27 protein-coding genes are annotated in these 26,651 nt (G+C 71.2%); 11 read left to right on the plus strand and 16 right to left on the minus strand.

Translation table 11 applies throughout. The annotated features are described in order from the left end of the window. Window positions 1–150: 150 nt before the first annotated feature. Entirely contained in the window at window positions 151–546 is a 396-nt protein-coding gene (locus tag IMZ11_RS09285) for a ClpX C4-type zinc finger protein (RefSeq protein WP_228639590.1), read from the minus strand. A 186-nt stretch (window positions 547–732) separates the two neighbouring features. Between IMZ11_RS09285 and IMZ11_RS09290 the strand changes: the two genes are divergently transcribed. Then, window positions 733–1,557: a MerR family transcriptional regulator gene (locus IMZ11_RS09290; RefSeq protein WP_228639592.1), complete on the plus strand. Its 825-nt coding sequence runs from the start codon at window positions 733–735 to the stop codon at window positions 1,555–1,557. A 133-nt stretch (window positions 1,558–1,690) separates the two neighbouring features. Here the strand turns inward: IMZ11_RS09290 and IMZ11_RS09295 are convergent, their stop codons facing one another. From IMZ11_RS09295 to IMZ11_RS09340, 8 genes are all read right to left on the minus strand, one after another. After that, a complete protein-coding gene (locus tag IMZ11_RS09295) occupies window positions 1,691–2,518 on the minus strand; it encodes a carbohydrate-binding protein (RefSeq protein WP_228639594.1) in 828 nt (275 codons plus the stop codon). 249 nt (window positions 2,519–2,767) lie between these two features. Then, window positions 2,768–3,739 (minus strand): NADPH:quinone reductase, encoded by a 972-nt coding sequence (locus tag IMZ11_RS45100; RefSeq protein ID WP_255706199.1) that lies wholly within the window; start codon window positions 3,737–3,739, stop codon window positions 2,768–2,770. A 126-nt stretch (window positions 3,740–3,865) separates the two neighbouring features. Continuing rightward, window positions 3,866–5,080 (minus strand): hydrogenase expression/formation protein HypE, encoded by a 1,215-nt coding sequence (gene hypE, locus IMZ11_RS09315; protein ID WP_228639597.1) that lies wholly within the window; start codon window positions 5,078–5,080, stop codon window positions 3,866–3,868. After that, the gene (hypD, locus tag IMZ11_RS09320) at window positions 5,077–6,204 is read right to left on the minus strand and encodes a hydrogenase formation protein HypD (RefSeq protein WP_228639599.1); all 1,128 of its coding nucleotides are present in this window, start codon (window positions 6,202–6,204) and stop codon (window positions 5,077–5,079) included. The genes hypE and hypD overlap by 4 nt, the downstream gene beginning before the upstream one ends. A gap of 7 nt (window positions 6,205–6,211) precedes the next feature. Further along, complete coding sequence (locus IMZ11_RS09325) at window positions 6,212–6,490, minus strand: HypC/HybG/HupF family hydrogenase formation chaperone (protein ID WP_061254673.1); 279 nt, start codon at window positions 6,488–6,490, stop codon at window positions 6,212–6,214. Next, entirely contained in the window at window positions 6,438–6,830 is a 393-nt protein-coding gene (locus tag IMZ11_RS09330; RefSeq protein WP_061254804.1) for a hydrogenase maturation nickel metallochaperone HypA, read from the minus strand. The genes IMZ11_RS09325 and IMZ11_RS09330 overlap by 53 nt, the downstream gene beginning before the upstream one ends. 121 nt (window positions 6,831–6,951) lie before the next feature. Beyond that, window positions 6,952–7,641 (minus strand): SIS domain-containing protein, encoded by a 690-nt coding sequence (locus tag IMZ11_RS09335; RefSeq protein WP_228639601.1) that lies wholly within the window; start codon window positions 7,639–7,641, stop codon window positions 6,952–6,954. Continuing rightward, entirely contained in the window at window positions 7,628–8,944 is a 1,317-nt protein-coding gene (locus IMZ11_RS09340) for an SIS domain-containing protein (RefSeq protein ID WP_228639603.1), read from the minus strand. Before IMZ11_RS09340 ends, IMZ11_RS09335 begins: the two co-directional genes overlap by 14 nt. A 517-nt stretch (window positions 8,945–9,461) precedes the next feature. Here IMZ11_RS09340 and IMZ11_RS09345 point away from each other — a divergent pair. Continuing rightward, a complete protein-coding gene (locus IMZ11_RS09345; protein ID WP_228639605.1) occupies window positions 9,462–11,930 on the plus strand; it encodes a carbamoyltransferase HypF in 2,469 nt (822 codons plus the stop codon). Window positions 11,931–11,997: 67 nt separating this feature from the next. Here the strand turns inward: IMZ11_RS09345 and IMZ11_RS09350 are convergent, their stop codons facing one another. Both IMZ11_RS09350 and IMZ11_RS09355 read right to left on the minus strand, forming a co-directional pair. After that, complete coding sequence (locus IMZ11_RS09350) at window positions 11,998–12,633, minus strand: transcriptional regulator (protein ID WP_228639607.1); 636 nt, start codon at window positions 12,631–12,633, stop codon at window positions 11,998–12,000. After that, window positions 12,630–12,809 carry a hypothetical protein gene (locus tag IMZ11_RS09355; RefSeq protein ID WP_228639609.1) on the minus strand — a complete coding sequence of 60 codons (180 nt, stop codon included), beginning with the start codon at window positions 12,807–12,809 and terminating at the stop codon, window positions 12,630–12,632. Before IMZ11_RS09355 ends, IMZ11_RS09350 begins: the two co-directional genes overlap by 4 nt. A 60-nt stretch (window positions 12,810–12,869) precedes the next feature. Here IMZ11_RS09355 and IMZ11_RS09360 point away from each other — a divergent pair, with 60 nt between their 5' ends. The 4 genes from IMZ11_RS09360 to IMZ11_RS09375 all read left to right on the plus strand — a co-directional run bounded on the left by IMZ11_RS09360 (window position 12,870) and on the right by IMZ11_RS09375 (window position 15,795). Beyond that, window positions 12,870–14,117, plus strand: coding sequence for a PEP/pyruvate-binding domain-containing protein (locus tag IMZ11_RS09360; protein WP_228639611.1), 1,248 nt, complete (start codon window positions 12,870–12,872; stop codon window positions 14,115–14,117). Window positions 14,118–14,375: 258 nt separating this feature from the next. Then, window positions 14,376–14,555, plus strand: coding sequence for a histidine phosphatase family protein (locus tag IMZ11_RS09365; protein WP_228639613.1), 180 nt, complete (start codon window positions 14,376–14,378; stop codon window positions 14,553–14,555). Between the two features lie 278 nt (window positions 14,556–14,833). After that, window positions 14,834–15,160 (plus strand): chorismate mutase, encoded by a 327-nt coding sequence (locus tag IMZ11_RS09370; protein ID WP_228639615.1) that lies wholly within the window; start codon window positions 14,834–14,836, stop codon window positions 15,158–15,160. Then, window positions 15,160–15,795, plus strand: coding sequence for a LysE family translocator (locus IMZ11_RS09375; protein WP_228639617.1), 636 nt, complete (start codon window positions 15,160–15,162; stop codon window positions 15,793–15,795). Before IMZ11_RS09370 ends, IMZ11_RS09375 begins: the two co-directional genes overlap by 1 nt. Before the next feature lie 153 nt (window positions 15,796–15,948). On the opposite strand, the gene helR is transcribed toward IMZ11_RS09375, so the two are convergent. From helR to IMZ11_RS09390, 3 genes are all read right to left on the minus strand, one after another. Beyond that, a complete protein-coding gene (gene helR, locus IMZ11_RS09380) occupies window positions 15,949–18,096 on the minus strand; it encodes an RNA polymerase recycling motor ATPase HelR (protein WP_228639619.1) in 2,148 nt (715 codons plus the stop codon). A gap of 214 nt (window positions 18,097–18,310) precedes the next feature. Next, a complete protein-coding gene (locus IMZ11_RS09385) occupies window positions 18,311–19,522 on the minus strand; it encodes a glycosyltransferase (RefSeq protein ID WP_228639621.1) in 1,212 nt (403 codons plus the stop codon). A 242-nt stretch (window positions 19,523–19,764) separates the two neighbouring features. Further along, window positions 19,765–20,304 (minus strand): hypothetical protein, encoded by a 540-nt coding sequence (locus IMZ11_RS09390; RefSeq protein WP_228639623.1) that lies wholly within the window; start codon window positions 20,302–20,304, stop codon window positions 19,765–19,767. A 146-nt stretch (window positions 20,305–20,450) separates the two neighbouring features. On the opposite strand from IMZ11_RS09390, the gene IMZ11_RS45915 reads away from it, so the two are divergent. Beyond that, entirely contained in the window at window positions 20,451–21,704 is a 1,254-nt protein-coding gene (locus IMZ11_RS45915; RefSeq protein WP_305075862.1) for a histidine kinase, read from the plus strand. Beyond that, window positions 21,701–22,318: a response regulator transcription factor gene (locus IMZ11_RS09400; RefSeq protein ID WP_228639625.1), complete on the plus strand. Its 618-nt coding sequence runs from the start codon at window positions 21,701–21,703 to the stop codon at window positions 22,316–22,318. The genes IMZ11_RS45915 and IMZ11_RS09400 overlap by 4 nt, the downstream gene beginning before the upstream one ends. 6 nt (window positions 22,319–22,324) lie before the next feature. Here the strand turns inward: IMZ11_RS09400 and IMZ11_RS09405 are convergent, their stop codons facing one another. Continuing rightward, window positions 22,325–23,236, minus strand: a complete 912-nt coding sequence (locus IMZ11_RS09405; RefSeq protein WP_228639627.1) for a LysR family transcriptional regulator — start codon at window positions 23,234–23,236, stop codon at window positions 22,325–22,327. A 75-nt stretch (window positions 23,237–23,311) separates the two neighbouring features. On the opposite strand from IMZ11_RS09405, the gene IMZ11_RS09410 reads away from it, so the two are divergent. Both IMZ11_RS09410 and IMZ11_RS09415 read left to right on the plus strand, forming a co-directional pair. Beyond that, the gene (locus IMZ11_RS09410) at window positions 23,312–24,046 is read left to right on the plus strand and encodes a hypothetical protein (RefSeq protein ID WP_228639630.1); all 735 of its coding nucleotides are present in this window, start codon (window positions 23,312–23,314) and stop codon (window positions 24,044–24,046) included. Window positions 24,047–24,158: 112 nt separating this feature from the next. Beyond that, window positions 24,159–25,451 (plus strand): hypothetical protein, encoded by a 1,293-nt coding sequence (locus tag IMZ11_RS09415; RefSeq protein ID WP_228639632.1) that lies wholly within the window; start codon window positions 24,159–24,161, stop codon window positions 25,449–25,451. A 23-nt stretch (window positions 25,452–25,474) separates the two neighbouring features. Here IMZ11_RS09415 and IMZ11_RS09420 read toward each other — a convergent pair whose 3' ends face one another. Beyond that, window positions 25,475–25,867 carry a DUF3224 domain-containing protein gene (locus IMZ11_RS09420; RefSeq protein ID WP_228639634.1) on the minus strand — a complete coding sequence of 131 codons (393 nt, stop codon included), beginning with the start codon at window positions 25,865–25,867 and terminating at the stop codon, window positions 25,475–25,477. A gap of 401 nt (window positions 25,868–26,268) precedes the next feature. Between IMZ11_RS09420 and IMZ11_RS09425 the strand changes: the two genes are divergently transcribed. Continuing rightward, window positions 26,269–26,651, plus strand: a 383-nt coding sequence (locus tag IMZ11_RS09425) for an ATP-binding protein (RefSeq protein ID WP_228639636.1), incomplete at its 3' end; no start/stop codon positions are given.

Here is a 26,651-nt window from a genome sequence, read left to right on the forward strand (position 1 = left end):
ACTTGACGCCCCCTCCTGACCAGGAGGCACCATGATCCTGTGGGCTGGCGCCTCGGGCGTCAACCGGCGGTGAAAGTTTCACTGCGCATGGTTGGCGGGTGGTCGCGGATCCCGTTTCGGCCTGCGGTTTCTCGGCTCCGGGGCCGTGTTTCACTCCTCTCCGGAGAATCTCTCCCAGGCCGACTGCCGAGTCATGCCCAGGGCGGCGCCGATCCTGGCCCAGGTGACGCCCCTGTCGCGCAGCCGGGTCACCCAGACCTGCAGGCTGGCGTCGACCTGGGCGCTCACGGAGGCGACGCGCGGCAGGAGGTCGAGGATCTCCTCGTCGGTCATGGTGTCCGGCCAGGGGATCTCGGTCGTCGCGGAGGAAGCGTCCGAGGGGGCGGCGGAGGGCGCGGCCGGTGTGTCGAGTATGAGGGTGCAGAGATGCACGCACTCGTTGCAGATGTAGACGCCGGCGCCGGCGATCACTCTCTCCACTTCGGTCTTCGATTTCGCGCAGAACGAGCAGTGGATCTTCTCGTCGGCCAGAGATGGGGCGGGCATGCGGTCCTCCCGTATCGACGGTTGTCAGGCGTGACCTGACGGTGTGATCGCACACTAGACCGTCAGGTCGCGCCTGACAAGCCCTCCCCCAAGGCGTCCGCGCCGGGGCCCTCCCGTACCGCCCGGCGCGAGGAGGGTTCCAGACTTGACCCTGACATCGTGTGAGGCTCTGCAATGGAAGGCGTCATGTTCACCATCGGAGACTTCGCCAGACACGGCCGTGTCTCGGTCCGCATGCTGCGCCACTACGACGCCATCGGGCTGCTTCGCCCGGCGCGCGTCGATCCGGCGAGCGGCTACCGCTTCTACGAGGCCGGCCAGCTCGCCCGGCTCAATCGCGTCATCGCCCTGAAGGGGCTCGGCTTCACGCTCCAGCAGGTGGCGTCGATCCTGGACGAGCGCGTGAGCACGGAGAGGCTGCGCGGGATGTTGCGGCTGCGGCAGGCGGAACTCGAAGCGGCCATGGCCGCCGCGGCTGCGCGGCTGGCTCAGGTCGAGGCGAGGCTCCGGACCATCGAAACCGAGGGACGCATGTCCATGGACGACATCGTGATCAAGAGCATTCCGGGTGTCCGGGTGGCGGAGCTGACCGGGACCGCCGCGAGCTACGCTCCGGAGGACATCGGGCCGGTCATCAAGCCGCTGTACGACGAACTGTGCCGCCGCCTCGACGCCGCGGGCGTGGTGCCGGCCGGTCCCGGGCTCGCCTACTACGAGGACTCCCCGCTGGGCGAGGGCATGATCACTGTGCATGCCGGGATGACGGTCGCCGCGGACGTGCCGCCCGGCGCCGATTTCTCGGTCGTCGACCTGCCCGGCGTCGAGCAGGCCGCGACGGTCGTGCACCGTGGGTCGATGGACGACGTTCTGCATACGTCCCAGGCGCTGGGTCGCTGGATCGACGCCAACGGTTTCCGGTCCGCCGGGTACGCGCGGGAGCTCACCCTGGAGTGTGACGAGGACCCCGCGACGTGGGTGACCGAGCTACAGGAGCCGGTCGTTCCCGCCTGAGCCGTTTCCGCCCGGGGGCCGCCTGGGCAGGGGCGTGCGGTGGGTCGCTGTCGCCGCTCGTGCTCCCGTGGTGTGCGCTCCCGCCGCCGGCCGTGTCTCTCGGAGGCCGGTCGGCGACGGGAGCCGGGCATCGTCAGACGCGCTGCCACAGTGCGGGGACGTTCGGGGGCTCCCAGCCGGCCATGGCCGTGTGCCCCTGGAGGCAGCGGTAGGTCGCGCCGCCGTAGGTGACCTGGTCGCCGGCCTTGTAGGTGGTGCCCGCGCGCCAGGTGCCGCCGGGAGAGGTGCTGGGCGACGCGCTCGGTGACGGGCTGGCGGGCGGCTGGCCGGGCACGTTGAGGACGAAGTCGAACGTGGCCTCCTTGCCGGGGTTGGCCGTGCGGACGTTCATGAGCAGCCGGGGGTCGTAGATCGTGTCGGTGCTGTTGCGGGGTTCGCCGGGGAAGTAGAGCTGCGTCGTGAGGATCGGGCGGTTGGGCGCCTGGACCTTGACGTGGATGTGCCGGGTACGGCCCGGATAGAGGCCGGGCACGATGGTGGTGAGGGTGAAGGCGCCCTGGGCGTTGGTGAACTGGTGGCCGCGGAAGGTGAATCCGACGTTGTCGTAGGCGCCGTTGGTGTCCGCCTGCCAGAAGTCCAGCAGTACGTTGGCGAGCGGCTGGCAGGCGAGGCCGAACACGTAGCCGCTCAGGGTGAGCGGGGTGCCGGGTCCGGAGAGGGTGGTGCGCAGCGGCGAGTTGGGCTTGAAGTACGGGCCTTCGGTCTGCGGGACCGTCGGGTCGTCGTCGTCGGAGCAGAACGGGGTGGGGGCCAGCGGCTCGCCCGTCGTCCGCGCGTCGCGGGCCAGCGCGGGAAGCTGCCCGACCAGCAGCGGGAGCGGTGCGACCAGGGCGGCCTTGAGCAGGGTCTTGCGGCTGATTCCCTTGCTCTCCTGCTCGGCGGGCGTGTTCTCGGTGTCCATCAGTGGCCTTCTCGATGTCGGGGGTGAGGCACCCGGCCCGGACCTGTCGTACTCCCCCATCGCGACGGCGGGTGTGGGTGGGCAGCCGACACCGTACGACCTGGGAAACCGTCCGGCCCGAGGCGCCTGGACTGGACCAAAGCTGACACGGAACGAATCTGCTGAACACCGCACAAGTTTCCATAACTGGGTGATATGGATGCCGTGGTTCCGGTGTTCTCGCCCGCGGCAGCTGGTTGACCAGGGCGTTCAGGGGCGGAGCACGATGCGGCCCGAGGTCTGGCCGTCCTCCAGCATGCGGTGCGCCTCGGCGGCCTGGTCGAGGGGCAGGACCTCGTCGAGCCGTACGCGCAGGTGTCCGGCGGCCAGCAGGTGGTTGACCAGTCTGGCGGCGTCGGCCAGGTCGGTGGTGGTGGCGTTGGAGATCGCGAAGCCGAGCAGTCGCGCGTCCCTGGTGTACAGCGATCCGACGGGGAGTTCGGCGCGGGCGGTGATGCCGGCGGTGAGCAGGAGGCGGCCGCCGTGGGCCAGGAGTGGCGTCACGCCGGGGATGTCGTGGTGTCCGGAGGTGTCCCAGTAGACGTCGATGCCGTCGGGGGCGGCTTTCCCGAGCCGGGTGAGCAGGTGTGGGTCGCGGTAGTCGATGACCTCGGTGGCGCCGAGCGTGTGGCATCGTTCCGCGTCGTCGGGGCGTGCGGTGGCGATGACGCGGGCTCCGGCGACGGCGGCCATGGTGACGGCGCAGGAGCCGACCGCGCCCGCTCCCCCGCCGATGACGACGGTCTCGCCGGGGCGGATCCGCGCCTCGCGGAAGAGGCCGAGGTAGGCGGTGGCGGCCGGGTGGAGCGCGGCGACGGCGGTGCCGGGGTCGATTCCGGGCGGCAGGGGGTAGAGCCGGTCGGCGGGTACGACGGCGTAGGTGGCGAAGGAGCCCTGGCGGCCGCCGTGGCCGAGGCTGTTGCACCAGACCCGGTCGCCTTCGGTGAAGGCGGTGACGCCGGGGCCGGTCCTGGCGACCGTGCCGGTGAGGTCCCGTCCGATGACGAACGGGAAGGGGGTGGGGGTGCGGTACAGCCCGGATCGGACGAACGTGTCGACGTTGTTGGCCGCCACGGCGGTGACGTGGACGAGCACGTCGGTGGGGCCGGGTTCGGGTACGGGGAGTTCCCCCACGTGGATGCGTTCTGCGGGGCCGAGCTCGGTCACGTAGGCGGCTCTCATGTGTCTGGTCCCCATGGGTTCGAGCGTCTCATGGTCATGGACGGCGGCAGCAGCGGGTACGCGGGCCGGGCGCGACCGCGCGGAGCGCGCCCGCGGCCTGCGGCTCGCCGCGTGTCCCGTCCGGGGTCAGCAGATGCGCGGGAGCGGGTCGCCCACGAGGAGGTCGACGATGCGGGTGCCGCCGAAGGAGGTCTTGAGCAGGACCAGGCCGGGCGGGTCGTCGCCGGCTCGTCCGATGATCGCGGCATCCGCGCCGAGCGGGTGGGCGCGCAGCGCGTCCAGGGCGGCGTCGGCGTGCCCGGCGGCCACGACGGCGATCATGCGGCCTTCGCAGGCCACGTAGAGCGGGTCGATGCCGAGGAGTTCGCACGCTCCGCGTACGTCCGGGCGGATCGGGATCGTGTTCTCGTCGAGCACGATGGAGACCTGGGAGGCGGTGGCGAGTTCGTTGAGGACGGTGGCGACTCCTCCGCGTGTGGCGTCGCGCAGGCAGCGGACCGCGCCGCCGACAGCGCCGGTGGGACCTCCGCAGGCGGACAGCAGCCGGGCGGTGAGGTCGTGCAGGGGTGCGGTGTCGGAGGTCAGGTGGGCTTCGAGGTCGAGTTCACCGCGGGCGAGCATGATCGTCATGCCGTGTTCCCCGATGGGGCCGGACACGATGACGGCGTCTCCGGGCGTGACGGAGGCCGCGCTGAGGGTGGCGCCCCGGTCGAGGGTGCCGACTCCGGCTGTGGTGATGTAGCAGCCGTCGGCTTTGCCGTTCTCGACGACCTTGGTGTCGCCGGTGACGATCCAGACGCCGGCGGCGCGGGCGGCGGCGGCCATGGAGGCGGTGATGCGGCGCAGGTCCGCGATGGGGAAGCCCTCTTCGAGGATGAATCCGGCGGAGAGGTAGCGGGGGGTGGCGCCGCACATGGCGAGGTCGTTGACGGTGCCGTTGACGGCGAGGTCGCCGATGTCGCCGCCGGGGAAGAACAACGGCCTGACGACGTAGGCGTCGGTGGTGAGGGCGAGGGTGCCGGTGACGGCTCCGTCGCCGAGGGGTTCCAGGAGCGGGTTGCGGAACGCCTCGAGGAACACGGCCTCGATCAGGGTGTGGGTGGCCTTGCCTCCGGCGCCGTGCGCGAGGGTGACGAGGTCCTCCCTGACGCGGGCCTTGCCGCGGCGGGCGCGTTCGATGCGTTGGAGTACCTGGTCCTCGCGGGTGGGGCGGTGGAGGGGGCCGGCCTCGCGTACGGCGGATTCGGCCCACAGGGCGGTGGTCTCTCCCCCGGGCGCTTGGCCCGGGGCGGGGGCCGTGGTGTGTTCTGTTGTGTGCTCTGTGGTGTGTTCCGGGGTCACCGGCGGGTCGCCTCCTTGACGCGTTCCCGGGAGAAGCGGCCGAAGTTGTAGTACGCGGCGCAGGCGCCTTCGGAGGAGACCATGCAGGTGCCGATGGGTGTCTCGGGGGTGCAGGCGGTGCCGAAGACCTTGCACTCCCACGGTTTGAGCACGCCCTTGAGGACCTCGCCGCACTGGCATGCCTTGGGGTCGGCGACGCGTACGCCGGGGATCTGGAAGATCCGTTCGGCGTCGTAGGCGGCGTACTTCTCGGTCATCTTGAGCGCCGAGTGGGAGATGGATCCGAGGCCGCGCCACTCGAAGTAGGGGCGCAGTTCCATGACGCGGCTGATGACGTTGAGCGCCTTGGCGTTGCCGTTCCAGGGGACGACCCGGGCGTACTGGTTCTCGACCTGGCTTCGGCCTTCGGCGAGCTGGGCGAGGATCTGGTGGACGGAGCGCAGCACGTCGAGGGGTTCGAACCCGGTGACGACCAGTGGCTTGCCGTAGGTGTGCGCGATGAACTCGTACGGCCGGCAGCCGATGACGGCGGAGACGTGGCCGGGGCCGATGAAGCCGTCGAGGTGCAGGTCGGGCGAGTCGAGGATGGCCTTGATCGCCGGGATGATCGTGACGTGGTTGCAGAAGACCGAGAAGTTGTGGATTCCCTCGGTTTCGGCGCGCAGGACGGTCATGGCGGTCGAGGGCGCGGTGGTCTCGAAGCCGATGGCCATGAAGACGACGCGCTTGCGGGGGTTCTGCCGGGCGATCTTGAGGGCGTCGAGGGGTGAGTAGACCATCCGGATGTCGGCGCCGCGGGCTTTGGCGTCCAGGAAGGAGCCGCGTCCTCCGGGGACGCGCATCATGTCGCCGAACGAGGTCATGATGACGTCGGGTTGCTCGGCGATGTGGATGGCGTCGTCGAGTCGTCCCATGGGGATGACGCAGACGGGGCAGCCGGGGCCGTGGATCAGGCTGACGGCTTCGGGGAGGTAGTCCTCCAGGCCGTGCTTGTAGATGGTGTGGGTGTGGCCGCCGCAGACCTCCATGAACTTGTAGGCGCGGCCGGGCCGGCAGAGCTCGGCCATCTGGGCGGCCAGCGCGCGGGCCGGCCCGGCGTCGCGGTACTCGTCGACGAAACGCATCGGATGTTCACCCCTGTTCGATGGTGGATTCGCGGAGGGCGGCGATCTCGTCCTCGTACGGCTCGCCGATGCTCTTGAGGAAGTCGAGCGCGGCGGCGGCCTCCACTTCGTCGATCTTGGACAGGGCGAAGCCGACGTGGATGAGAACCCAGTCGCCGGGTGCGAGGTCCTCGTTCTCGAGCAGGCCGATGTTGATCGCGCGTCGTACGCCGCTGACGTCGACCATGGCGAGCTCAGGAGGGTCCGACAGGATCTCCGCTATCTCGCCGGGGATTCCCAGGCACATGTGTGGCCTCCGCCGTCTGGATGGATTCGAGGATGAGTTCGTCGCCGCCTTCGGTTTCGATGTCGATGCCGCCGCAGCCGGCGCAGGTGGCGAAGACGTCGTCGGAGGTCGTGACGTGGCGGCAGGTACGGCAGGTGTGCCTGGCCGGGACGATGACGAGTTCGAGGTGGGCGCCTTCGGCGGGTGATCCGGCGGAGACGACGGCGAACGCCTGGTTGATCACGGGTTCGGTGATGCGCAGGAGCGCTCCGGCGCGTATGCGGGCGTGCTGTACGGGCCGGCCTGCGGCGCGTTTCTCGACCGCGTCGAGGATCGCTTCGGCGATGCCGAATTCGTGCACGTGGGGTCACCCCGTTCCGGGAGGGATCGACCGGTTGTCGATTGATTACTGTGCGTAGTCATTCCCGGGTGGGGTGGGCCGCCGTGCTCTGATCGGGAAATTTCCGGTCAGGTCCTTTTGATCAGGTGGTGCCCGTCGGGAGCGAGGTGCCGAGCGCGTGTTGGGTGAGCTCCCGCAGGACGTGGTAGAGCGTGGTCTGCGCCTCCTGGACCCGGTGCACGGACGCCGACGGCACGATGAACAGGTGGTCGAGCAGGCCGAGTTCGGCGAGCTTGCCGCCCCGGTCGCCGGACAGGCCGACGGTGAGCATCCCCAGGCGCGCGGCTTCGCGGAACGCCTGCAGGACGTTGGCGGAGTCGCCGCTGGTGGACAGGCCCAGGGCGATGTCACCCGGTCGTGCCAGGGCGGCGAGCTGCCGGGCGAAGACCACGTCGAAGCCGACGTCGTTGGACAGGGCGGTGACGACGGCGACGTCGCTGGTCAGCGAGAGCGCGGGCAGCGGCCGACCGGGGCCCGCCGGGTGGAGGAAGGCGGTGGCGACCTCCTGGGCGTCGGTGCTGCTGCCTCCGTTGCCGAAGGTGAACAGCCGTCCTCCGGAGGCGAAGCGGGTGGCCATCTCCTGGGCGCACACGATGAGCCGGTCTCCGTCGAGTTCGGCCACCTGGCGGCGCAGCCGTACGATCTCGGCGGCTTTGGCCTGGGTGGAGCGTTCGGCCTCGGCGAGGACCGATTCCAGGCGGGCCTGGTCGGGATAGAGGAAGGGGTACAGGCCCCGCATCTCCTCGGATGGTGGTTCGTCAAGGACGGCCACGGTGGGCTCCCTTCGTGATGACGGCGATGGCCTCTCCGGCGTGGACCAGTACGGTGTCGCCGACCGAGGCGTCGACCAGGGCGACGCTGATCTCCTCTGTGCCGGTTCCGGTGTCGCCGAGGGCCAGGCCGCTGTGCAGGAGGCGGACGACGGTGACCTGGGTGGCCTGGTCGGAGCAGGTGACGCAGGTGTCCCCGGAGCACGCCGTCGGCCCGTCGTGCGGCCCGTCGTGCGGGTCGTCGTGCGGGTCGTCGTGCGGGTCGTCGTGGGAGCGGACATCGTGGGAGTGGACGACGTCTCCGGGATCGGTGCGGGACCGGTCGCGGGGTCCGCCGGCCGGGGCGCTCGCCCGAGTGTTCGGGGCTCGGCGGGTGACGTCGCGCGCCGCGTGGTCCCCCGGCGCGTGCGTGGCCCGACCCGTCCGCCCGCCCGCGTGGTCCTCTGTGTTGTCCCCTGTGTTGTCCCCTGTGTTGTCCCCTGTGTGATCGCCCGTGTGCTCGTCCTCTCGTCGCCGGTCGGCGTGGTCATGCGTCCGGTCGCCGGTGTGTACGCCGGTACGGGCGCCGTCGGGGACGGAGTCGGCGAGATTCGCGGCCAGGCTCGCCGGAGCGTCAGCGGGGTGCTCCATCGGATGTTCCAGGAACAGGTGCGCCAGCTCCCACAGCAGGTGGTAGGTGGTGACGTGGATCTCCTTCACCACGGCCGGGTCCTTGGAGCGGGCGAGCAGGACGTGGTCGGCGACGGTCTCCGCCGGCCTGCCACTTTCCGGCCCGCCACTCTCCGGTACGTCAGGGTCCCGGGCGTCACGTGCGTTCGGTTCCGCGAGTTCGGCCCGGTTGGCGCGCTCGGCGCCGCCCCCGAACAGGGCGACGGTGAGCAGCCCGAGGTCGCGGGCGGCGCGCAGCCCGCGCAGCACGTTCACGCAACGGCCGTCCCGGGAGACGCCGAGCGCGATGTCGGACGGTCCGGCCCAGCTGGCGAGCTGGTGGGCGAAGGTCTCGGCGAGTCCTTCCCGGTTGCCGATGGCGGTCATCGTGGCGGCGTCGTTGCTCAGTGCCACGGCGGGCAGGGCCCGCTTGCCCACGATGACGGGATGCATGAACTCGACGGCGATGTGCGCGGCGTCGGCTCCGCCGCCGCCGTTGCCGAAGACGATCAGTTTTCCGCCGCGACGGAAGCGGTCCGCCATGTCCTGGCAGGCCCGCGCGATCAGCGCGGAGTCCCGCGCGAGCGCGTGGCCCGGGGGGTCCCGCCGGATGAAGGCGTGCCGGAGTGCGAGCTGCATCGTGGTTGCGACAGACATGTGTACGCTCCGTTGTTCCGCGTGGCCGTCAGGCTACGTTCGGTGGTTCCTGCGGGGGCGGAGCGCGGGGACGGGGCGGGGTAAAGGTCTGCTCACGGGCCGTGGCCTGATCCGCAGGGCGGGCGTGGCGGCTGCGCCCGCGAACGGTGAGCCTGGTGAGGATGGCCTCGTGAACAGCGGGGAAACCCACGATCCGATGTACGAAGCGCCCCAGGTTCCGGCCCCGGCGTGTGACGTGGCAGGTGGCGACGCGAGGTGTCCGTCCCAGGGTCCGGTGCCCGGCGGCGTGCTCGGCCGGATCGGCGAAGCGGCGCACGCCCCAGCGGGCGGATCGGTGTGTGACGGCGGCCCGGACAGTGCGACGGACAGTGCGACGGACAGTGCGACGGACAGTGCGACGGACAGTGCGACGGACAGTGCGACGGACAGTGCGACGGACAGTGCGACGGACAGTGCGACGGACAGTGCGACGGACGGCCGGCGAGACCGGGCGGGCGAACCGGAGCGGACCGGACCCGTGGCGCGGACCGGTACCGCGCGGGTCAGGATCCGGGTCGAGGGGATCGTGCAGGGTGTGGGGTTCCGGCCCTATGTGCACGCGCTGGCGCGGCGGCTGGCGCTGTCGGGATGGGTCGGCAACGACGGCCAGGGCGTGTTCATCGAGGCGGAGGGCCCGGTCGAGGACCTCGCGCGGTTCCAGCGGGAGCTGCCCGGTCAGGCGCCGCCGCTGGCGGTGATCGACCGCATCTCGGCGATGGAGATTCCCGCCCTCGGTGCGCGAGGCGATCGGGGGTTCGGCATCGTGGGCAGCCGGGACGGCGGGCGGGCGACGTTGATCTCCCCCGATGTGGCGACCTGCGCGGACTGTCTGGCCGAGCTGTTCGACCCGGCCTGTCGCCGGTACCGGCATCCGTTCGTGAACTGCACCAACTGCGGGCCGAGGTTCACGATCGTCAGGGACGTCCCGTACGACCGGCGGGCTACGACGATGGCCTCGTTCCCGATGTGCGACGCCTGTGCGGCCGAGTACCGCGATCCGTGCGACCGCAGGTTCCATGCCCAGCCGGTCTGCTGCCCGGACTGCGGCCCGGCTCTTCTCCTGCTGGACGGCCGGGGCCGTCCCAGGGAGGGGGATCCCATCCTGGAGGCGGGCGCGGTGCTGCGGTCGGGAGGAGTCGTGGCGGTGAAGGGGCTGGGGGGTTATCACCTCGCGGTCGACGCCACGCGGGCGGCGGCCGTACAGGCTCTGCGGGCGCGTAAGGGTCGGGAGGACAAGCCGTTCGCGGTCGTGGTCGCCGATGTGGTCGCCGCGAGGGAGTTGTGCGTGGTCGGGCCGGTCGCCGAGCGGCTGCTGACCGGGCCCGCCCGGCCGATCGTCGTGTTGCCGCGGCGCGCGGCCGGTATCGCGGCGCCCGCCGTCGCGGCGCATCAGGGCACGGCGCATCAGGGCACGGCGCATCAGGGCACGGCGCATCAGGGCACGGCGCATCCCACCACCGCGAAACACGCGGACGCGGAGACTGCTGAGGGCATGGGCACGCCGGTAAGGATCGCCGATGCGGTGGCGCCGGGTGAGAACCGCCTGGGGATCATGCTGCCGTACACGCCTGCTCATCATCTTCTGGCCCGCGAGCTGGCCCGGCCGTACGTGCTGACCAGCGGGAACATTTCCGACGAGCCCATCGTGTACCGGGACGGGGAGGCGGTGGACCGGCTGGGAGGGCTGGTGGACGCCTTTCTGGTGCACGACCGGGAGATTCACGCGCGCGCGGAGGATTCCGTGGTCGTCCTCGCCGGTGACCGCGAGATCCCGGTGCGCAGGTCGCGGGGGTTCGCCCCGCGGCCGCTGCGGCTCCCCCGGCCGGTACGGCGTGCGGTGCTCGCGTGCGGCGCGGAGCTCAAGAGCACGTTCTGCCTGGCCAAAGGTGAGCACGCGTTCCTGTCCCCGCATGTGGGTGATCTGGAGAACTACGAGACGTTGCGGGCCTTCACCGATGGGATCGCTCATTTCCGGCGGCTGTTCGACGTGGCTCCGCGGGTGGTGGCCTACGACACGCACCCGGAGTATCTGTCGACGAAGTACGCGCTGGATCTGCCCGGGGTGGATCTGGTCGCGGTGCAGCACCATCACGCGCACATCGCGTCCTGTCTGGCCGACGCGGGAGAGGAAGGGCCGGTCATCGGGGTGGCCTTCGACGGGACGGGATACGGCGCCGACGGCACGCTGTGGGGTGGCGAGGTGCTGGTCGCCGATCTGGCCGGGTTCACCCGCGCCGCGCATCTGGCCGCGGTGCCGATGCCGGGCGGCGCGGCCGCGGTCAGGCAGCCGTGGCGGATGGCGGTGGCTCATCTGGACGCCGCCTTCGACGGCGCGCCGCCGGAGGGTCTCGCGGTACGGGCCAGGAACGCCTCCCAGTGGGATCGGGTGTCGGCGGTGGCCCGGTCGGGGGTGAACTCGCCGCTCACTTCCAGCGTGGGGCGGTTGTTCGACGCCGTGGCGGCGATGTGCGGGTTTCGCGACCGCGTCACGTTCGAGGGGCAGGCGGCGGTCGCGCTGGAGCAGCGGGCCGATCTGACCGAGGAGGGCGCGTATCCGGTCAGGGTCGAGAACGTTGCTCCCTTGCTGGTCAGAGGTGACGACCTCATCCGCGCGGTGGCCGCCGACCTGCTCGGCGGCGTGGATCCGGGGGTGGTCTCCGCGCGGTTCCACAATGGGCTCGTCGCCGCCACGGCGGCCGCGTGCGCGCTGGTGCGCGACGGCGCCGGGACGGGCTCCGGGATCGGCGGTGAAACCGGTAGAGGGATCGGCACCGTGGCGTTGTCGGGTGGCGTCTTCCAGAACGGGCTGCTGCTGGGCCGGCTGGCGGGGACGCTTGAGGAGCGTGGTTTCCGCGTTCTGACCCATCGGCGCGTACCGCCGAACGACGGGGGGATCAGCTTCGGCCAGGCCGCCGTGGCGGCCGCCCGTGACACGGCGGACCAGTGAGGTGGCCGGTGGTGCGCCTGGCAGGTGACCATGGGCCATGGTGGACGCGGGGAGGCGGAGCGTGAGGTCAGGGTTCCGCGTGCCGGTCGAGGCCGAGCGTGGCGATGAGGTCTTCGTGGAGCTCGAACCAGACACGGTGGCAGGAGTCGACGTCGGTGCGGTCGACCCAGGAGTTCTCCCCGTCTCGGGCGCGCGCCAGGGCTGTGGTGAAGCGTGTGTCGTATCCGCGGAACCGTGTGAGGACGCCCCCGAGCCGGTCTGCGAGTGGCAGGAATGCGCGGTCGATGTCGGCGAGCTCGGAGAGGATTCTGGCGTCCCAGGCGGGATCGGAGTGGTCGTTGACGGCGAGCCGATCTCCGGCGGTGGGCCGGAGTTGCCAGTCGGTGCAGGCTCGTAGCAGGAGGGCGTTCAGCGGGAGGAACTCGCGGTAGACGTCACGGACCTCCTCGGTACCGCCGACGCGTGCGAGCTCGGCCGCGAGCCGGCGCTCGTTCTCGGCTCGGCCCGGTTCGGTCAACGACCAGCCTCCTGTGCCGGCGAAGGCGGTGTGCGCGACCCACCCGCGTGCCTCGGCGTCGCGCAGCTCCTCTTCCGTCTCGGCCGCGTCGAGCCCGTACCGATGAGCGATCACCGGGGTGTCCGCGAACCCGATGACGCGCACGGCGTGCAGGACCAGGAGGCCGGGCGCAGAGTCCCGCGTCACGATCCGGCGTCCTGTCGTGCCGCCACCGCCGACGGCGGGACGGGCGAGGGTCGCCACGGACGGGCGTCGAGCGCATCCGCGCCCAGGCCCAGAAGACGCTCACGCGCGTCCTGCTCGCGGCGGGCCTGGACGTGGTCAGCGTGCATGGTGTGCGCGATGTCGTGCTTGCATGGCATGCAGCTCATGATCCACAATCGACCAAGCGTCGTCAACATTCTGTTGAAAGGCAGGGGTGGATGATCGTACCTCTCATGGAGGCCGTCGCCGACACCTGCGGGGGCAAGGCCGGCGCACTCGGCGCGCTGCTCCGCGCGGGTCTGCCGGTTCCCGACGGCTTCGTCGTCTCGTTCGCCGCTTACCGCGCGGCCGTCCGCGACCTGGACCTCGGGCGGTCCGGCGGCGAGTCGGACGATCTCGCCGCGGCGCGGCAGGTGATCGAGGCCCGGCCGGTCCACGCCACCGTGATCGACGCGCTGGGACGCGCACTCGCCGAGCTCGGCGATCCGCTTGTGGCCGTAAGATCATCGGCAGCGAACGAGGACACCGGTCAGACATCGGCGGCCGGTCGGCATGAGAGCTTTCTCGCTGTGCACGGAGTCGGCGAGGTCGCCGATGCCGTACGTGCCTGCTGGGCCTCGCTGTTCTCTCCACGTGCCGTCGGCTACCGGGGTGCCTCCGGCCGCGACGTCCAGCCTTGCGACGATCTTGTGATGGCCGTCATCGTCCAACGCCATCTGGATGCCGAGGTGTCCGGGGTCATGTTCACACCCGCGGACCCGGACGACGCGACCGAGATCGAGGCATCCTGGGGACTCGGCCCCAGCGTCGTCGGAGGCACGGTCACCCCTGACGCCTACCGCGTCGCCGAGGACGGGTCGGTCACACGCACCGTCGCAGACAAACGGACCCGGCTTGACCGGAGCGGCACGCAGCTCGTCATTCGCGACGTGCCCAGCCGTGTCCGGGAGCAGCCGACGATCGACGACGCGACCGCCACACAGCTCGCCAAGCTGGGCAAGGAGATCGCTGCCGTACTCGGTGGACCGCAGGACATCGAGTGGGCGATCGTCGACGGCCGCACCTGGGTTCTGCAGGCACGGCCGGTCACCGCCGCACCCCCACCGCCGGCATCGCCTTCCAGCGCCTCGGACACCCCGGCCGCCTCACTCACCGGAACCCCGGGCAGCCACGGGACCGTAACCGGCACCGCGAGAATCGTCCGCGGTCTCGGCGACTTCGCGCGCGTGCGGCCGGGCGACATCCTCGTCTGCCCCTTCACCGACCCCGCTTGGACGCCGCTGCTGCGCATCGCCGCCGGCGTCGTCACCGAAACCGGAGGCGTGCTCTCGCACGCCGCGATCGTCGCTCGCGAGCACGCCATCCCCGCCGTCCTCGGCATCCCGAACGCGACGAGCAGGCTCCACGACGACACCGTCATCACCGTCGACGGCACCGCCGGCACCGTCACGGCGGCAAACGCCTGACCTGATCACTTCCGTCCCCGGCCGGGAGCGATTGCCAGAAGTCGCACGCCGCCGATGTAGCGTGACTGCCGGCGGTCGCAACGGCACGGACCCCATCCCGTTCGCCGACGATGATCGCGCCACCCGGCCGCGCACGGCCGCTGCCGGACCAGGAGCCGATCCCACACCTTCTACGGATCGAAAGGAGCTGGGAAGCGGGCCCGCACGGACACCGCGCCCCTGACTACCGATGGCAACGCCTATCAGATCGCGTGGCTGGTGCGGCACGCCCTGGACGCGCCGCCATCGCGGTGGCTCGGACTGAACAGCGCCAACGCCGCACTGACGGTCATCGAGTACCGCACCGGCCTGCCGCCCACGATCGTGATGTTCAACGACATGAGTCACCTCCCGGCCGACCTGCGTTGGACCGGGTTCCCCGCAGGCACGAGGCCGTGAGGTGGCTCCTCCCGTCCGTACGCGCTGCTCGGCGACGTGACGCCGGCCGGGTACCGCATGCTCGGCGTGGAGCGCGCGGGGGCTCATCGCACGGACCTGAGCGGAGGGCCGTCGGTGATAAGTTGACCTTCATGCATCGTCTTTCGCGTGTGGTGTTCTGGCGGCCGAAACTGGAACGGCCGTAGCGCACGCGATACAGGGCCGTCTCGGAGATCGGCCCTGCGCCTCTCGGTTCGGGCCCGTCCTCTGACGGCCCCAGTCCGACAGGAGGATCCCCCGTGTCCGACCCCACTTCCCTGGTCGAGGTCCGCGCCCGAATCGATGCGCTCGACGGTGAGCTGGTCCGTCTGCTGGCAGGCCGGCAGGCTCTGGTCCGGCGGGCGGCCGCGTTCAAGGCCGACGAGCAGGCCGTACGCGCCCCCGGCCGCGTGGAGCAGGTCGTTCAGGCGGCCCGTGCGCGCGCCATGGGCGCCGGGTTGTCCCCGAGCGTGGCCGAGGCCGTGTGGCGCGCCATGATCGCCGCTTTCATCGATCTCGAACTGGCCGAGCACCGAGCCGGTGCTTCCTCTCAGGACGCCGGCGACGGCCAGGACGGAGAACGCTGATGGCGACCGCGGGACAGGTGATCGCGTTCGCGACGGTGATACAGCTGGGCGCCATGTCCCCCGGCCCCGACTTCGCTGTCGTCGTACGACAGGCGGCCGTCACCGGACGCCGGGGTGGGATGGCGGCGGCGCTCGGCGTGGCCTGCGGCGTGTTCGTGTGGGCCACCGCCGCCGCCCTCGGAGTGGCGGCCCTGCTGGCCACATCGGCGACGGCCTTCACCATCACGAAGATCGCAGGTGCCGGATACCTGCTCTATCTGGGTGCCAGGTCGCTGCAGCAGGCGTACCGCGGTTCCGGGGCTCCGCTGGAGACGACGGCAGGAACGGCCAACGAAAGCGGTGTCGGCGACGGATTCCGTCGCGGACTGTTGTGCAACCTGCTCAATCCGAAGGCCGCCGCGTTCTTTGTCGCGTTGATGCCACAGTTCCTCGGGAACTACCCCGCGACCGCCGACACTCTCGCGCTCTCGGCCATCGCCGTGCTGATCACCGGGACGTGGTTCGTCGTCCTGGCCAACGTGGTCGGCGCACTCCGCGCGTTCTTCACCCGGCAACGGGTCCGCCGCGCTCTCGACGCCGGGAGCGGAGCGGTGCTGATCGGCCTGGGGGTGCGTCTGGCCGCCACCTCCAACTGAGCGCGCCACCGGCGGTGCCCCCGTGCGTGGCGAAGATGCACACTCGACCGACCAGAAGCGTGCCGAGCAGGGTTCGAGAAGCGGGACGCGAAGCCGCCGCCGGGCGGGCACGGGGCGGCTCGGCACCGTTAGGTCACATTCGTCCGGCCGGCGTCAGGAGCTCGTGAGGATGACGAGTCGCTGGGTCGCCCGGGTCATCGCGACATAGCGGTCGACCGCTCCTTCGATGTCCTTGCCGAACGCCTCCGGGTCGATGAGGACGACCAGGTCGAACTCGAGCCCCTTCGACAGTTCCGGAGCCAGTGACCGGACGCGGGACGTCTCCTGGAACGTGGGGTCGCCGATGACGCAGGCGATCCCTTCGGCATGCTCGGCGAGCCAGCTGTCGAGGATCGAGCCCAGATCCGAAACGGATCCGTGAACGACGGGGACGCCGCTGCTGCGGATGGAAGTCGGCACGTTGGCATCCGGGAGCACGGCCCGGATGACCGGCTCGGCCTCCGCCATGACCTCTTCCGGCGTCCGGTAGTTGATGCTCAGGGAGGCCAGGTTGATCCGGTCCAGCCCGATCCGTTCGAGCCGTTCCTGCCACGACTCGGTGAACCCGTGCCTGGCCTGGGCACGGTCCCCGACGATGGTGAAGCTCCGGGACGGGCAGCGGAGCAGCAGCATCTGCCACTCCGCGTCGGTGAGTTCCTGAGCCTCGTCCACGACGATGTGCGCGAACGGGCCGGCGAGCCGGTCCGGGTCGATGGTGGGCAGCTCGGACTCGTCGACCAGATTTCGCTGGAGGTCCTCTCGGCGCAGCTGCGTCACGAGGCCTTCGCCGTCGTCGTCGGCGTCGATCAGGTTGTCGACGACCTGGGCCATGCGCTCGCGTTGGACGGCGAGAGCGGCTTCCTGCCTGCGCCTGCGTCGTGACGCCTCCGGGTCGCCGAGCCGCTGCCCCGCCGCGTCCAGGAGCGGCAGGTCGGACACCGTCCAGGCCTGGGCGTCCTCGCGCTGCAGCTTCCGAATGTCGTCGGGGCTGAGCCAGGGAGCGCACAGCCGCAGGTAGGCGGGCACCGACCACAGGTCTCCGACGAGGTCGGCCGCCTCGATCAGCGGCCACGCGCGGTTGAAGGTCGTGAGCAGCTCCCTGTTCCGCAGCAGCGACTTGCGGAGCAGGTCAGCCGGTGCTTCGTCGTCGTGCTTGTCCACCAGGATCGTGAGCAGCTCTTCCCAGATCTGGTCGCGCGCCTCGTTGTGCGGAGTGCCGGGTTCTGGTGCTTCGAACGCCTCGGCCCAGTCACCCGGGCTCAGCCAGATGTCGGACCAGGGGGTCGTGACCGTCATCCCCTTGGTGGGCGGGTTCTCGTAGAACCTGACGGCCGGTTCGATCGCCTTCACCAGGTCCGCGGACGACTTCAGGCGGGCCACGTCCGCGTCGGTCTCGATCGCCGCCGCGGCTCCCTCGGCGACGAGGTCCCGCAGGGTGCAGGTCTGCACACCCTCCTCTCCCAGGCTGGGGAGGACGTCGGCGACGTAGGCCAGGTAGGGCTGGTGCGGACCGACGAACAGCACGCCGCCCCGGCGGTGACCGAGGCGAGGGTCGGAGTAGAGGAGGTAGGCGGAGCGGTGCAGCGCGACGACGGTCTTCCCCGTACCCGGGCCGCCGTCGACGACGAGAGCGCCGCGGGATCCCGCGCGGATGATGGCGTCCTGGTCGGCCTGGATGGTGCCGAGCACGTCTCGCATCCGTGGCGACCTGCTGCTGCCCAGGCTGGCGATGAAGGCGGACTGGTCGTCGAGCGCGGCGTGCCCTTCGAACCCGCCGGAGGTGAACACCTCGTCCCAGTAGTCGCTGATCCGGCCGCGGGTCCAGCGATACCTACGGCGGCTGGCCAGACCCATCGGGTTGGCGTGGGTGGCTCCGAAGAACGGCTCGGCCGCGGGAGAGCGCCAGTCGAGCAGCAGCCGACGACCCGCGCTGTCCGTGAGGCCGAGCCGTCCGACGTACACGGGCTCGGAATCGTCCGCGCCGACCATGCGTCCGAGGCACAGGTCCAAACCGAAGCGACGCAGTACGCGCAGGCGGGCGGTCAGCCGGTGGATCTCCATGTCCCGGTCCATCGCCTGCCGGCCTTGGCCGCCGGGCGCCTTGCGCTCGGCGTCGAGGCGGTCGGACAGGTCGGCGATCGACCGCTCGAGGCTCTCCGCGATGGCCGCGAAGTGCTGCTCATCGTCGGCGATCAGCGTCGGGTCGGCCTTGCGGGAGAGGCTGTCGGGAAGGTCGAACGCGCTGGTAGTCGCGCGGTTCACGTCATCAGCTCCGATCTGAGGTCGCTTGCGACCACGACGCGCACCAGGGCGCCCGAACCGGTGTTACGGGCCGGGTGGCCATGACGGGCGACGCTCCGCCTGACCGTGGACCCCATGGCCGTTACCGGTTCAGGTCGCAGGGTGCGCAGGTTCTCATGTTCTGGGTTCTGGCTCGGCGATCCCGCGTGGTCCACGCGGGCACGGACGGCTCTTCTCAGCCGACCGCGTCGAGGAGCAGCTTCGCGGCCACCGTCGCCCCGTCGGAGCGGATCGTGCCGGCCACGACGGTCGCTCGTGCGCGGGTCTCCGGGGTCAGGACCGTTTTGAGCGCGACGGACAGGGACTCGAAGGTCGGCGTCGGACCCTCGTGAGCCACGCCGACGCCCAGGTCGGCCACCCGGCCCGCCCAATACGGCTGGTCCGCGATCTGGGGTACCACCACCTGAGGCGCGCCGGCCCGGGAGGCGGTCGTCGTGGTGCCCGCGCCGCCGTGGTGCACGACGGCGGCCACCCGGCCGAACAGTGCCTGCTGGTTGACCTCGCCGACGACGAAGCAGTCCTCGGCGTCGTCGATCGGGGCCAGCCCCGCCCAGCCGCGGGCGAGGAGTACGCGGCGGCCCTGCGCACGGACCGCCTCGATGGCGACCTGGGCGACGTCCGTCGACGCGCGCATGGGCATGCTGCCGAAGCCCACGTACACCGGTGGTGCGCCCGCCTCCAGGAACGCCTCCAGCCCCTCCGGGAGCGGACGGTCGTCGGGCAGGATCCACGCCCCGGTCTGCACGACGTCGAGGTCCGGCGTCTCCTGCCACGGGTCCAGGGTCGGGTCCGTCGCCAGCCACGGCCGGTCGCCGATGACGTAGTCGCGGACGTCGTCCACCGGTGGCAGGCCGATCGACGCCCGATTGCTGTTGAGCGCCTCACCGAACAGCGTGTTGATGCTCTCGGCGTCCAGGTCCCACAGCACCCGGTTGTCGGTCACCTCCGGCGGGAAAGGCCGGCCCGGATACGCCAGCGGCGGATGGTGCGGCGACGGCAGGGTGAGCTGCTGGAAGGTCACGGACACGGAGCGGATGCCCAGTTTCTCGGCCACCGACCGCGCGCCGGCCGCGGCCGGCATCAGGCCGGTCGCAACCAGCACGTCACATCCCTCGGCCGCCGCGATGACCGAGTCGAACTGGCCGGCGATCAACTCGGCCGCGCGCTGGGGCAGGGATGACGGCGGCGGCGCCCCGGTCGTCAGCGCGCGCGCCGACCGGCCGACCGGCACCAGCGGCACGCCGGCACCGGCCAGCCGCTGCGCGAAGTCCTCGTCCGGTGGCGCGCACACGCGCACCTCCGCGCCGAATGCCCGCAACCGCACCGCCAGCGCCACCAGCGGTTCGACGTCCCCGCGCGACCCATACGTCGACAACAACACCCGCACTTCGTGTCCCCCAATTTCCGCAGGTTCTGGCTGCGTCCGATGATTCTGGGGCACGACCCGGGTCTTGTGGCAAGCCCCCCGGTGCGCTATACGTTGAGAGTGGAAAGGCGCGGGTACTCCCCTTTCCCCTTTCATCGTCCGTTGTGGACGGGCAAGCCCTTCGCGAAGCGGCGCGGTCAGGTACATGACGGCCCTCCAGGTCGGCGGAGTGGGCCCGCCCAGCAGGGTGCCCGCGCCGACGCCTAGCGCTCGGGAGAGACCTTCTTCGGCCAGAGGGTGTAGCTCACCGGCCACAGCAGAGCGATCAGCGGGACCTTGGCCGTGCCCACCATGAACTGCGACAGCGCCTCGGTGCGCGCCGGATCGCCGATGAGCCAGACCATCGCGAGAAGGAGAGCGCAGGTGATGCCGTACGCGGCGACGATGCGCAGCCAGATGAGCCACTCGTAGCGGGCGCGTGCCATCCCGCCCGCCGGGGGCTTCCACGGCGGGGGTCCACCGGCGAACCGGTGGGAGATCCAGGCGTCGGCCCACCTGATCGTCCGGTGGCCGAACATCACGGAGAATCCCAGGTAGGCGGCGGCGAGTCCGTGCTGCCAGGTGGCGACCGCTCCCCCGCGGATGTCGATGACGGTGGCCACGAGCAACACGAGGTCCAGCAGCGGAACGGCCAGCAGCAGCGCCCCGCCGGTCCGTCGCATGCGCAGCGCGTAACGTGCCAGGAGTCCAAGGCCCAGGAACACCCAGAAGCCCACTTCGCACCCAATGATCAACGCGAGCACCCGCTCACCACCTCCCCTTCCAGCCTGGGCCATCCGGGATGCGGTGGGCGTCGTCGGCGATGATGAACCGGCCTGCATCCTTCGATGTACGCCGGGTGGTACCCGCGTGGGACGGGACGGGTCCTGAGCCGTGGTGGGATGGGCGGATGACGACTCCCAGCAGGCAGGAGGTGGCGGCGGCGGTGGCCGCCTTCGCCGCGGGGCTGGTCCTGCTCGCGGGTGGGGCCTACATGCACAGGGGTGCGGCGGTGGGGCTCTTCGTGCTTCCCCTGGCCGTGACGTGCTGCGGGGTGGCCCTCCGGAAGCGGGCGCCCGTCGTGGCGCTGGTGCTGGGCGCCGTCGCCCTCGTGGGTGACGTCCTGCTCGGCCCCTCGCTGGGTACCGTGCTGATCGTCACGGACAACATCTATGCCGGGGTGCTGTACGGGCCGCGCCCGCTCGGGCGGATCATGCTGTGGATCACCTCGATCGGCGCGATCGGGGTCGGTGCGCTCCTGGGGCTGATGGTCGGGGACTGGCGGGTGCCGGCCGCCATGGCGGTCCAGGCGGCCCTGGTGGGGGTGGTCCCGGTCACGACGGCGATCGCCGTACGCCAGCACCGGGACCAGGCCGTGGCCGAGCGGGCCAGGGCCGAGCAGGTGGCCCGCCTGGCGGAGCTCGACCGGCGGGCCGCCGTGTCCGCCGAACGCACCCGGATGGCGCGCGAACTGCACGACATGGTCGCCAACCATTTCAGCGCGATCGCCATCCAGTCGAGCGCGATGCTCGCCCGCGCCGATCTGGACGCGGCGGCCACGCGGAAGATCGTGGAGTCGATCAGGGAGAACAGCGTCCAGGGCATGGCGGAGATGCGGACGATGATCGGTTTCCTGCGCGAGGACGGTGAGGAGATCGAGGCCAGGCGGCACCGGTTGTCGGATGTCGAGACGTTGATCGCGCGGACCGGTTTCCCGGTGGAGCTGAGCGTGGGCGGGACCTCGCGCGACCTGCCCGCCGCCGTGGACCTCGCGGGTTACCGCATCCTGCAGGAGTCGTTCACGAACGTGCTCAAGCACGGCACCGACCGGGGCGCGCGGGTGCTGCTCCGCTATCGGCCCGACGTGGTCGAGCTGACCGTGCTGAACGACGTGGGCGCTCGTCCCTCCGGGCTGCCGGGGGCGGGAGCCGGTCTGGTCGGCATGCGGGAGCGCGCCACGCTGCTCGGCGGATCCTTCGAGGCCGGGCCGTACGGGAGCGGCTGGCGGGTGTGGGTGGAGCTGCCGACGGGTCCGGCCACCCCGGCCGGGTTGTTCTGGCCCGCGCGGACGCGGGCGGCGGAGCCGCGCGAGGAGGTGCCGGGTGAGCCGGGTGGCGTGGCGCCGGGTGCGGCGCGTGTCGAGCGGGACAAGGAGCTGTCGTGATCCGGGTACTGGTGGCCGACGATCATGCCGCGGTGCGCGCGGGACTCGTCCTCATCTTGGAGGGCGCGTCCGACATCGAGGTGGTCGGCGAGGCGGGTGACGGGCGGTCCGCGGTCGACATGGCGGTGCGGCTGCGCCCGGACGTCGTCCTGATGGATGTGCGGATGCCTCGCCTCGACGGGATATCGGCCACTCGTGAGCTCGGTGGTGTGGCGGACGTCCTCATCCTGACGACGTTCGACCTCGACGAGTACGTCTTCGGCGCGTTGCGGGCGGGAGCGGCGGGGTTCCTGCTGAAGAACACCGACGCGGAGTCCCTGGTGTCGGCCGTACGGCTGGTCGCCCGTGGCGAGGGGCTGATCTCGCCGTCCGTCACCCGCAAGCTGATCGCCGCGTTCTCCGGGGGGCCCGACGTCGATCCGGCGGCGGTGGAGTCGCTGACCCCGCGAGAACGCGAGGTCCTGGCGGGGCTGGGCCGGGGGTTGTCCAACGCCGAGATCGCGCGGTCGCTCGGCATGGCCGAGGCGACCGCGAAGACCCATGTCAGCCGGGTGCTGGCGAAGCTCGGGTTGCAGAGCAGGGCGCAGGCCGCCGTCTTCTGGTCCGGCCTGTGATCCGGATCATGCTCCACCGGCCGTTCCGGCAGCGGTGACAGCGGTGAGGGCGGCGGCGAGCGCGGTGGCGGCCGATCCCGCGTTACGGCCGTGGAGGAGTTCGGTGCGATGGACCAGGCGAGGAGTGGTGAGCGGCACCGCACGGACTCCGGGCCGGCCCGCCGCCGCCGGAGCGGGCAGGACCACGAGCCCGTGACCGGCGGCGACGAGCGCGATGAGGGCCGAGGCGTCGGTTCCCTCGTAGCGGATCGAGGCGGCCGGGTTGTCGGACTGAGCCGCCGTACGCAGGTCGGGCAGCGGGGCGGCCACCTCGGGGGCGTCGATCCAGCGGGCGTCCAGGAGGTCGTCCAGACGCAGACCTGTCCGCCGGGCGAGTGGATGCGCGTCGGGCAGGATCACGGCGAGACGTTCCTCGGCGACCGCGACGCCCGTGATCGTATCGACGTCCAACAGGTGTAGCGGGTCACCGGGCGCGGCCACTCCGTCGACGAGGCCGAAGGAGCACTCGCCGGTCGCGACGGCGGTGACGACTGCCTGGCGTCCGGCGACCCGTACGGTGACGTCCAGGCTGGGCATGGAGCGGCGTATCCCGGTGAGAGCGTGCGCGATCCGGGCCGTCATGGCCGACGGCGTCAGGTCGAGCAGGAGATGTCCGGGCGGTTCCGCGGCCGCCCGGAGGACGTCGGCCCTGGCCGCGTCCAGGCGCAGCAGGATCGGGGCCGCGTGGTCGAGCAGCCGCTCCCCCGCCTCGGTCGGGCCGACCGGGCGCCGGTGCAGTAGCGGGGTGCCGAGGTCGCTTTCGAGTGCCGCGATGTGCTGGGAGATCGCGGACTGGGTGTAGCCGAGCTGCCTGGCGGCGGTCGAGAAGGACCCGCAGCCGGCCACCGCCACGAAGGTGCGCAGGAGATGGGGGTCCACTCGATCAGTATCGCTTATCGAGCGAGCGTGAATCATCGTTGGCGCTGAACCACCGGATCGGTCGAGGATGGCGGCATGTCCGCAACCTCATCCGCCTTCACCGCCCGGGTCGCCGTCGTCGGCGACCGCTCCCCGCACGTGCGCGCGCATGCCCGCGTCCCCTTCCTGCTGAACGCTCTTCGCGACCGTGAGCAACTCGATCTCGACGCGTACTGGATCCCCACCGGTGACGCGGAGGACGAGCGCGCGCTGGAGGGGTTCGACGGCGTCTGGCTCGTGCCGGGCAGTCCGTACCGCAGCGAGGCCGGCGCGGTCGCCGCGGTGCGCGCGGCGCGCGAGCGGGGGATCCCGTTCCTCGGCACGTGCGGGGGCTTCCAGCACGCTCTGCTGGAGTACGCCCGCGACGTCTGCGGGCTGGCCGATGCCGCGCACGACGAGAACACTCCCGGTGAGGAGCGCCCGCTGATCGCGCCGCTCGTCTGTTCGCTCGTCGGTCATGAAGGGGCGGTGCGGGTCGCGCCGGGGTCGCTGGCCGAGAGGGTGCTGGGGACGAACCGGACGGTGGAGCGCTACCACTGCTCCTATGGGGTGAATCCGTACTATCTGGATGTTTTGCGCGAGCACGGCATGCGCCTGACCGGGTTCGACGACGCGGGCGAGGTGCGCATCGCGGAACTGGCGGACCATCCGTTCTTCCTGTGCACGCTGTTCCAGCCCGAACTCTCCCGAGGTGAGTCCCAGCCCCATCCGGTCATCCGGGCCTTCGCCGCAGCGGTCGCCGCGCACGCCGCCTCCACGATGCGCGCCTGACCCGCCCGCGGAGCGGGAACCTCCCGGCGGAGCCGCGCGGACGGCGAGTACGGTGGGCGAGCATGGGCACGCGCGATTACGGACAGTAACTCCTTTGGGGGGAGGAGGGTCCGTGGGACGGATGGTCATGGCTCGCGTGGTGGCGGTGTCGCTCGTACTCGCCGGCTGCGCGGCCACGTACGGGAACGAGCGGGCGCCGGTCACCGTCAGTCCCTCGTCCTCCGTTCGGTCGCCGCATCCGTCGGTGACGCCGCGCCAGTACCCGGCCCAGGGGAAGTTCGTCGTCGACCGGACGCAGGTGACCAGGTCGAACGGCACGTACACGGCCGACGGCGTCAACCTGTCGGCGATCCTCGTCACGAATTCGGGCAAGCTGACCACGACCAGCCCGCAGATCGACAAGACCGGTGACGCCGCGTCGAACAGCGAGAGCGGCTTCTTCGGCGTCAACTCCGCGGTCCTGGTCCAGTCGGCCGGGACCGCCGTGATCTCGGGCGGCTCTGTGACGACGGACGGCGTGGGCGCCATCGCCCTGTTCGCCTATGGGCAGAAGTCCTCGCTGTCGATGACCGGGGGCACGATCGAGGCGAGCGGTGAATACTCGCGCGGCGCGATAGCGGCGGACAGGGGGAAGGTGACCCTCGCCAGGGTGAAGGTCACGACGTCGGGGGATCACGCCTCGACGGTGACGGCGTCCCGGGGAGACGGCGAGATCGTCGTGGTCGGCGGCGAGTTGTCCACGTCCGGGCGGTACTCCGCCGGCGCGTACGCCCTGGGCACGATCACGTGCACCGGGGCACGCATCACCGCGGCGCAGTCCGAAGGGCTGGTGATCGACGGGGCGGGCTCGATCTCCCTGAAGGACTGCCTCGTGAGGGGCGCGGTCGGCGCCCGGCTCTACCGGTACACCGGCCGTCGTCCAGGACGGGCCGTCCTCACCGTGAACGGGGGCAGGCTGATCGCCGAGAGGGGCGATGCGTTCCAGGTGAGCAGCACGGCGGCGCTGATCACGGTGAAAGGGGGCGCCCGGGTGGAGAACAGCGGGGGGCTGATCAACGCCACGCGGTACGGGCAGGCGGCGCTCGTCGTGGACGGCGGCAGGCTCACCGGCGACATCGTCACCGACGAGACCAGCGAGGCGTCGGTCGCGCTCCACGAGGGAGCGCGGCTGACCGGGCGTATCTCCACGGCGGCGGTCGCCCTCGACCGGCCCAGCAGGTGGAACGTGACCGACGACTCCGCGCTCACCGCGCTCACCGGCGCCGTGCTGAAGAACGGGGTCGTCGAGAACATCGTGGGAAACGGGCACGATGTGCGCTACGACGCCCGCCTGCCCGCCAACGCGCCCCTGGCGGGCAGGACCTACTCCCTCGCCAAGGGGGGAAAGCTGCTTCCTCGCCGCTGACGCCGGGACGGCGTGACCCCGGCTCAGCCGAGCTCGTAGTCCAGGACGAAGGAGTGGGTGCCGTTCTCCGCCTCGATCCTGCCCTCTCCGCGCAGGCCGGCGAGCTCGCCGGTGCCGGAGGTGGGGACGATCAGCCAGCGCATCCACTGGACGCCGTTCTCGCTGCCCGCGCTGTGCTGCAGGACGAAGGTTCCCTTGCGGCCGCTCAGGGTGCCCTCGACGTGCTCGATCCCGGTGTACGCCGCGGGACCCGCGTCGGTCCCGACGGTGAGGATCTCGGTGGCGCTGGTCCCCTCGATGTCGCCCTGGAAGGTCTTGGTGATGCGGACCCGGCTGATCGTCGCGCCCTCGCGCCGGTCGGTGGCCATCTCGTCCCAGGCGGTGATGTCGAAGGTGCCGGTAGCCCGCGTGGTCATTGTGATCATCTCGCTCGTAGAGGTAGGCGTGTTCGGACAGGCTCGATCCTGCCCGCCGTACCTGTCAACTGATGTCAGGTATCGGTCGGACGTGCCACGGCGGACGGCGGACGGCGGCTCCGCGGTGGCCGCGGTGAGCCCGGCGTGATCGCGAAGCGCGGTCCAAGGCGGGGTCCCGGGCGTGCTCTCGCTGCCGTGTTCGATCGGCGGGCACAGTCGCGGAGGGACGTCCTCTCCCCGGGAGTGAGGAATTTCCTCCGATCTCGTCAAGGTGGTACCGCCGGGTACCGGCGCTGGCTCATGATCTGTGTCATGCGTTCTCCGCGACTGCTCCCCCCGACCTCCGCCGAGCCGATACGGACGGTGCCCTCCCGCCACGCGGTTCGCGGACCGTTACGCCAATGTTGACCTCTCCCTTCCCCGCCCACGGCGGCAGGAGCGCCGCCGACCGGGTGTTCGGCTCGACCGCCACCACCCCGCGCAAGGCGCGGGCCTTCGCCCGGGGCCAGCTCGCCAGGTGGGAGCTGCCGCAGCTCGCCGACACCGTCGAGCTGCTCACGTCCGAGCTGGTGACCAACGCCATCCGGGCCACGGAAGCGGTGTCGGACCTGCCGGTGGCCTCGTCGGTGTTCCCCGTGGCCCTGCGGATGATCGCGCTGCGGCTGCTGCTGTCCCCCGGAAGCGTCGTGATCGAGGTCTGGGACGTCAGCGCCCAGATGCCGGACACCGGCCGGGCCGACACCCCGGACGACCTGCGGGAGGGCGGCAGGGGGCTGGCCCTGGT

The organism is Microtetraspora sp. AC03309, assembly GCF_020826795.1.
Classification (GTDB): Bacteria; Actinomycetota; Actinomycetes; order Streptosporangiales; family Streptosporangiaceae; genus Microtetraspora; species Microtetraspora glauca.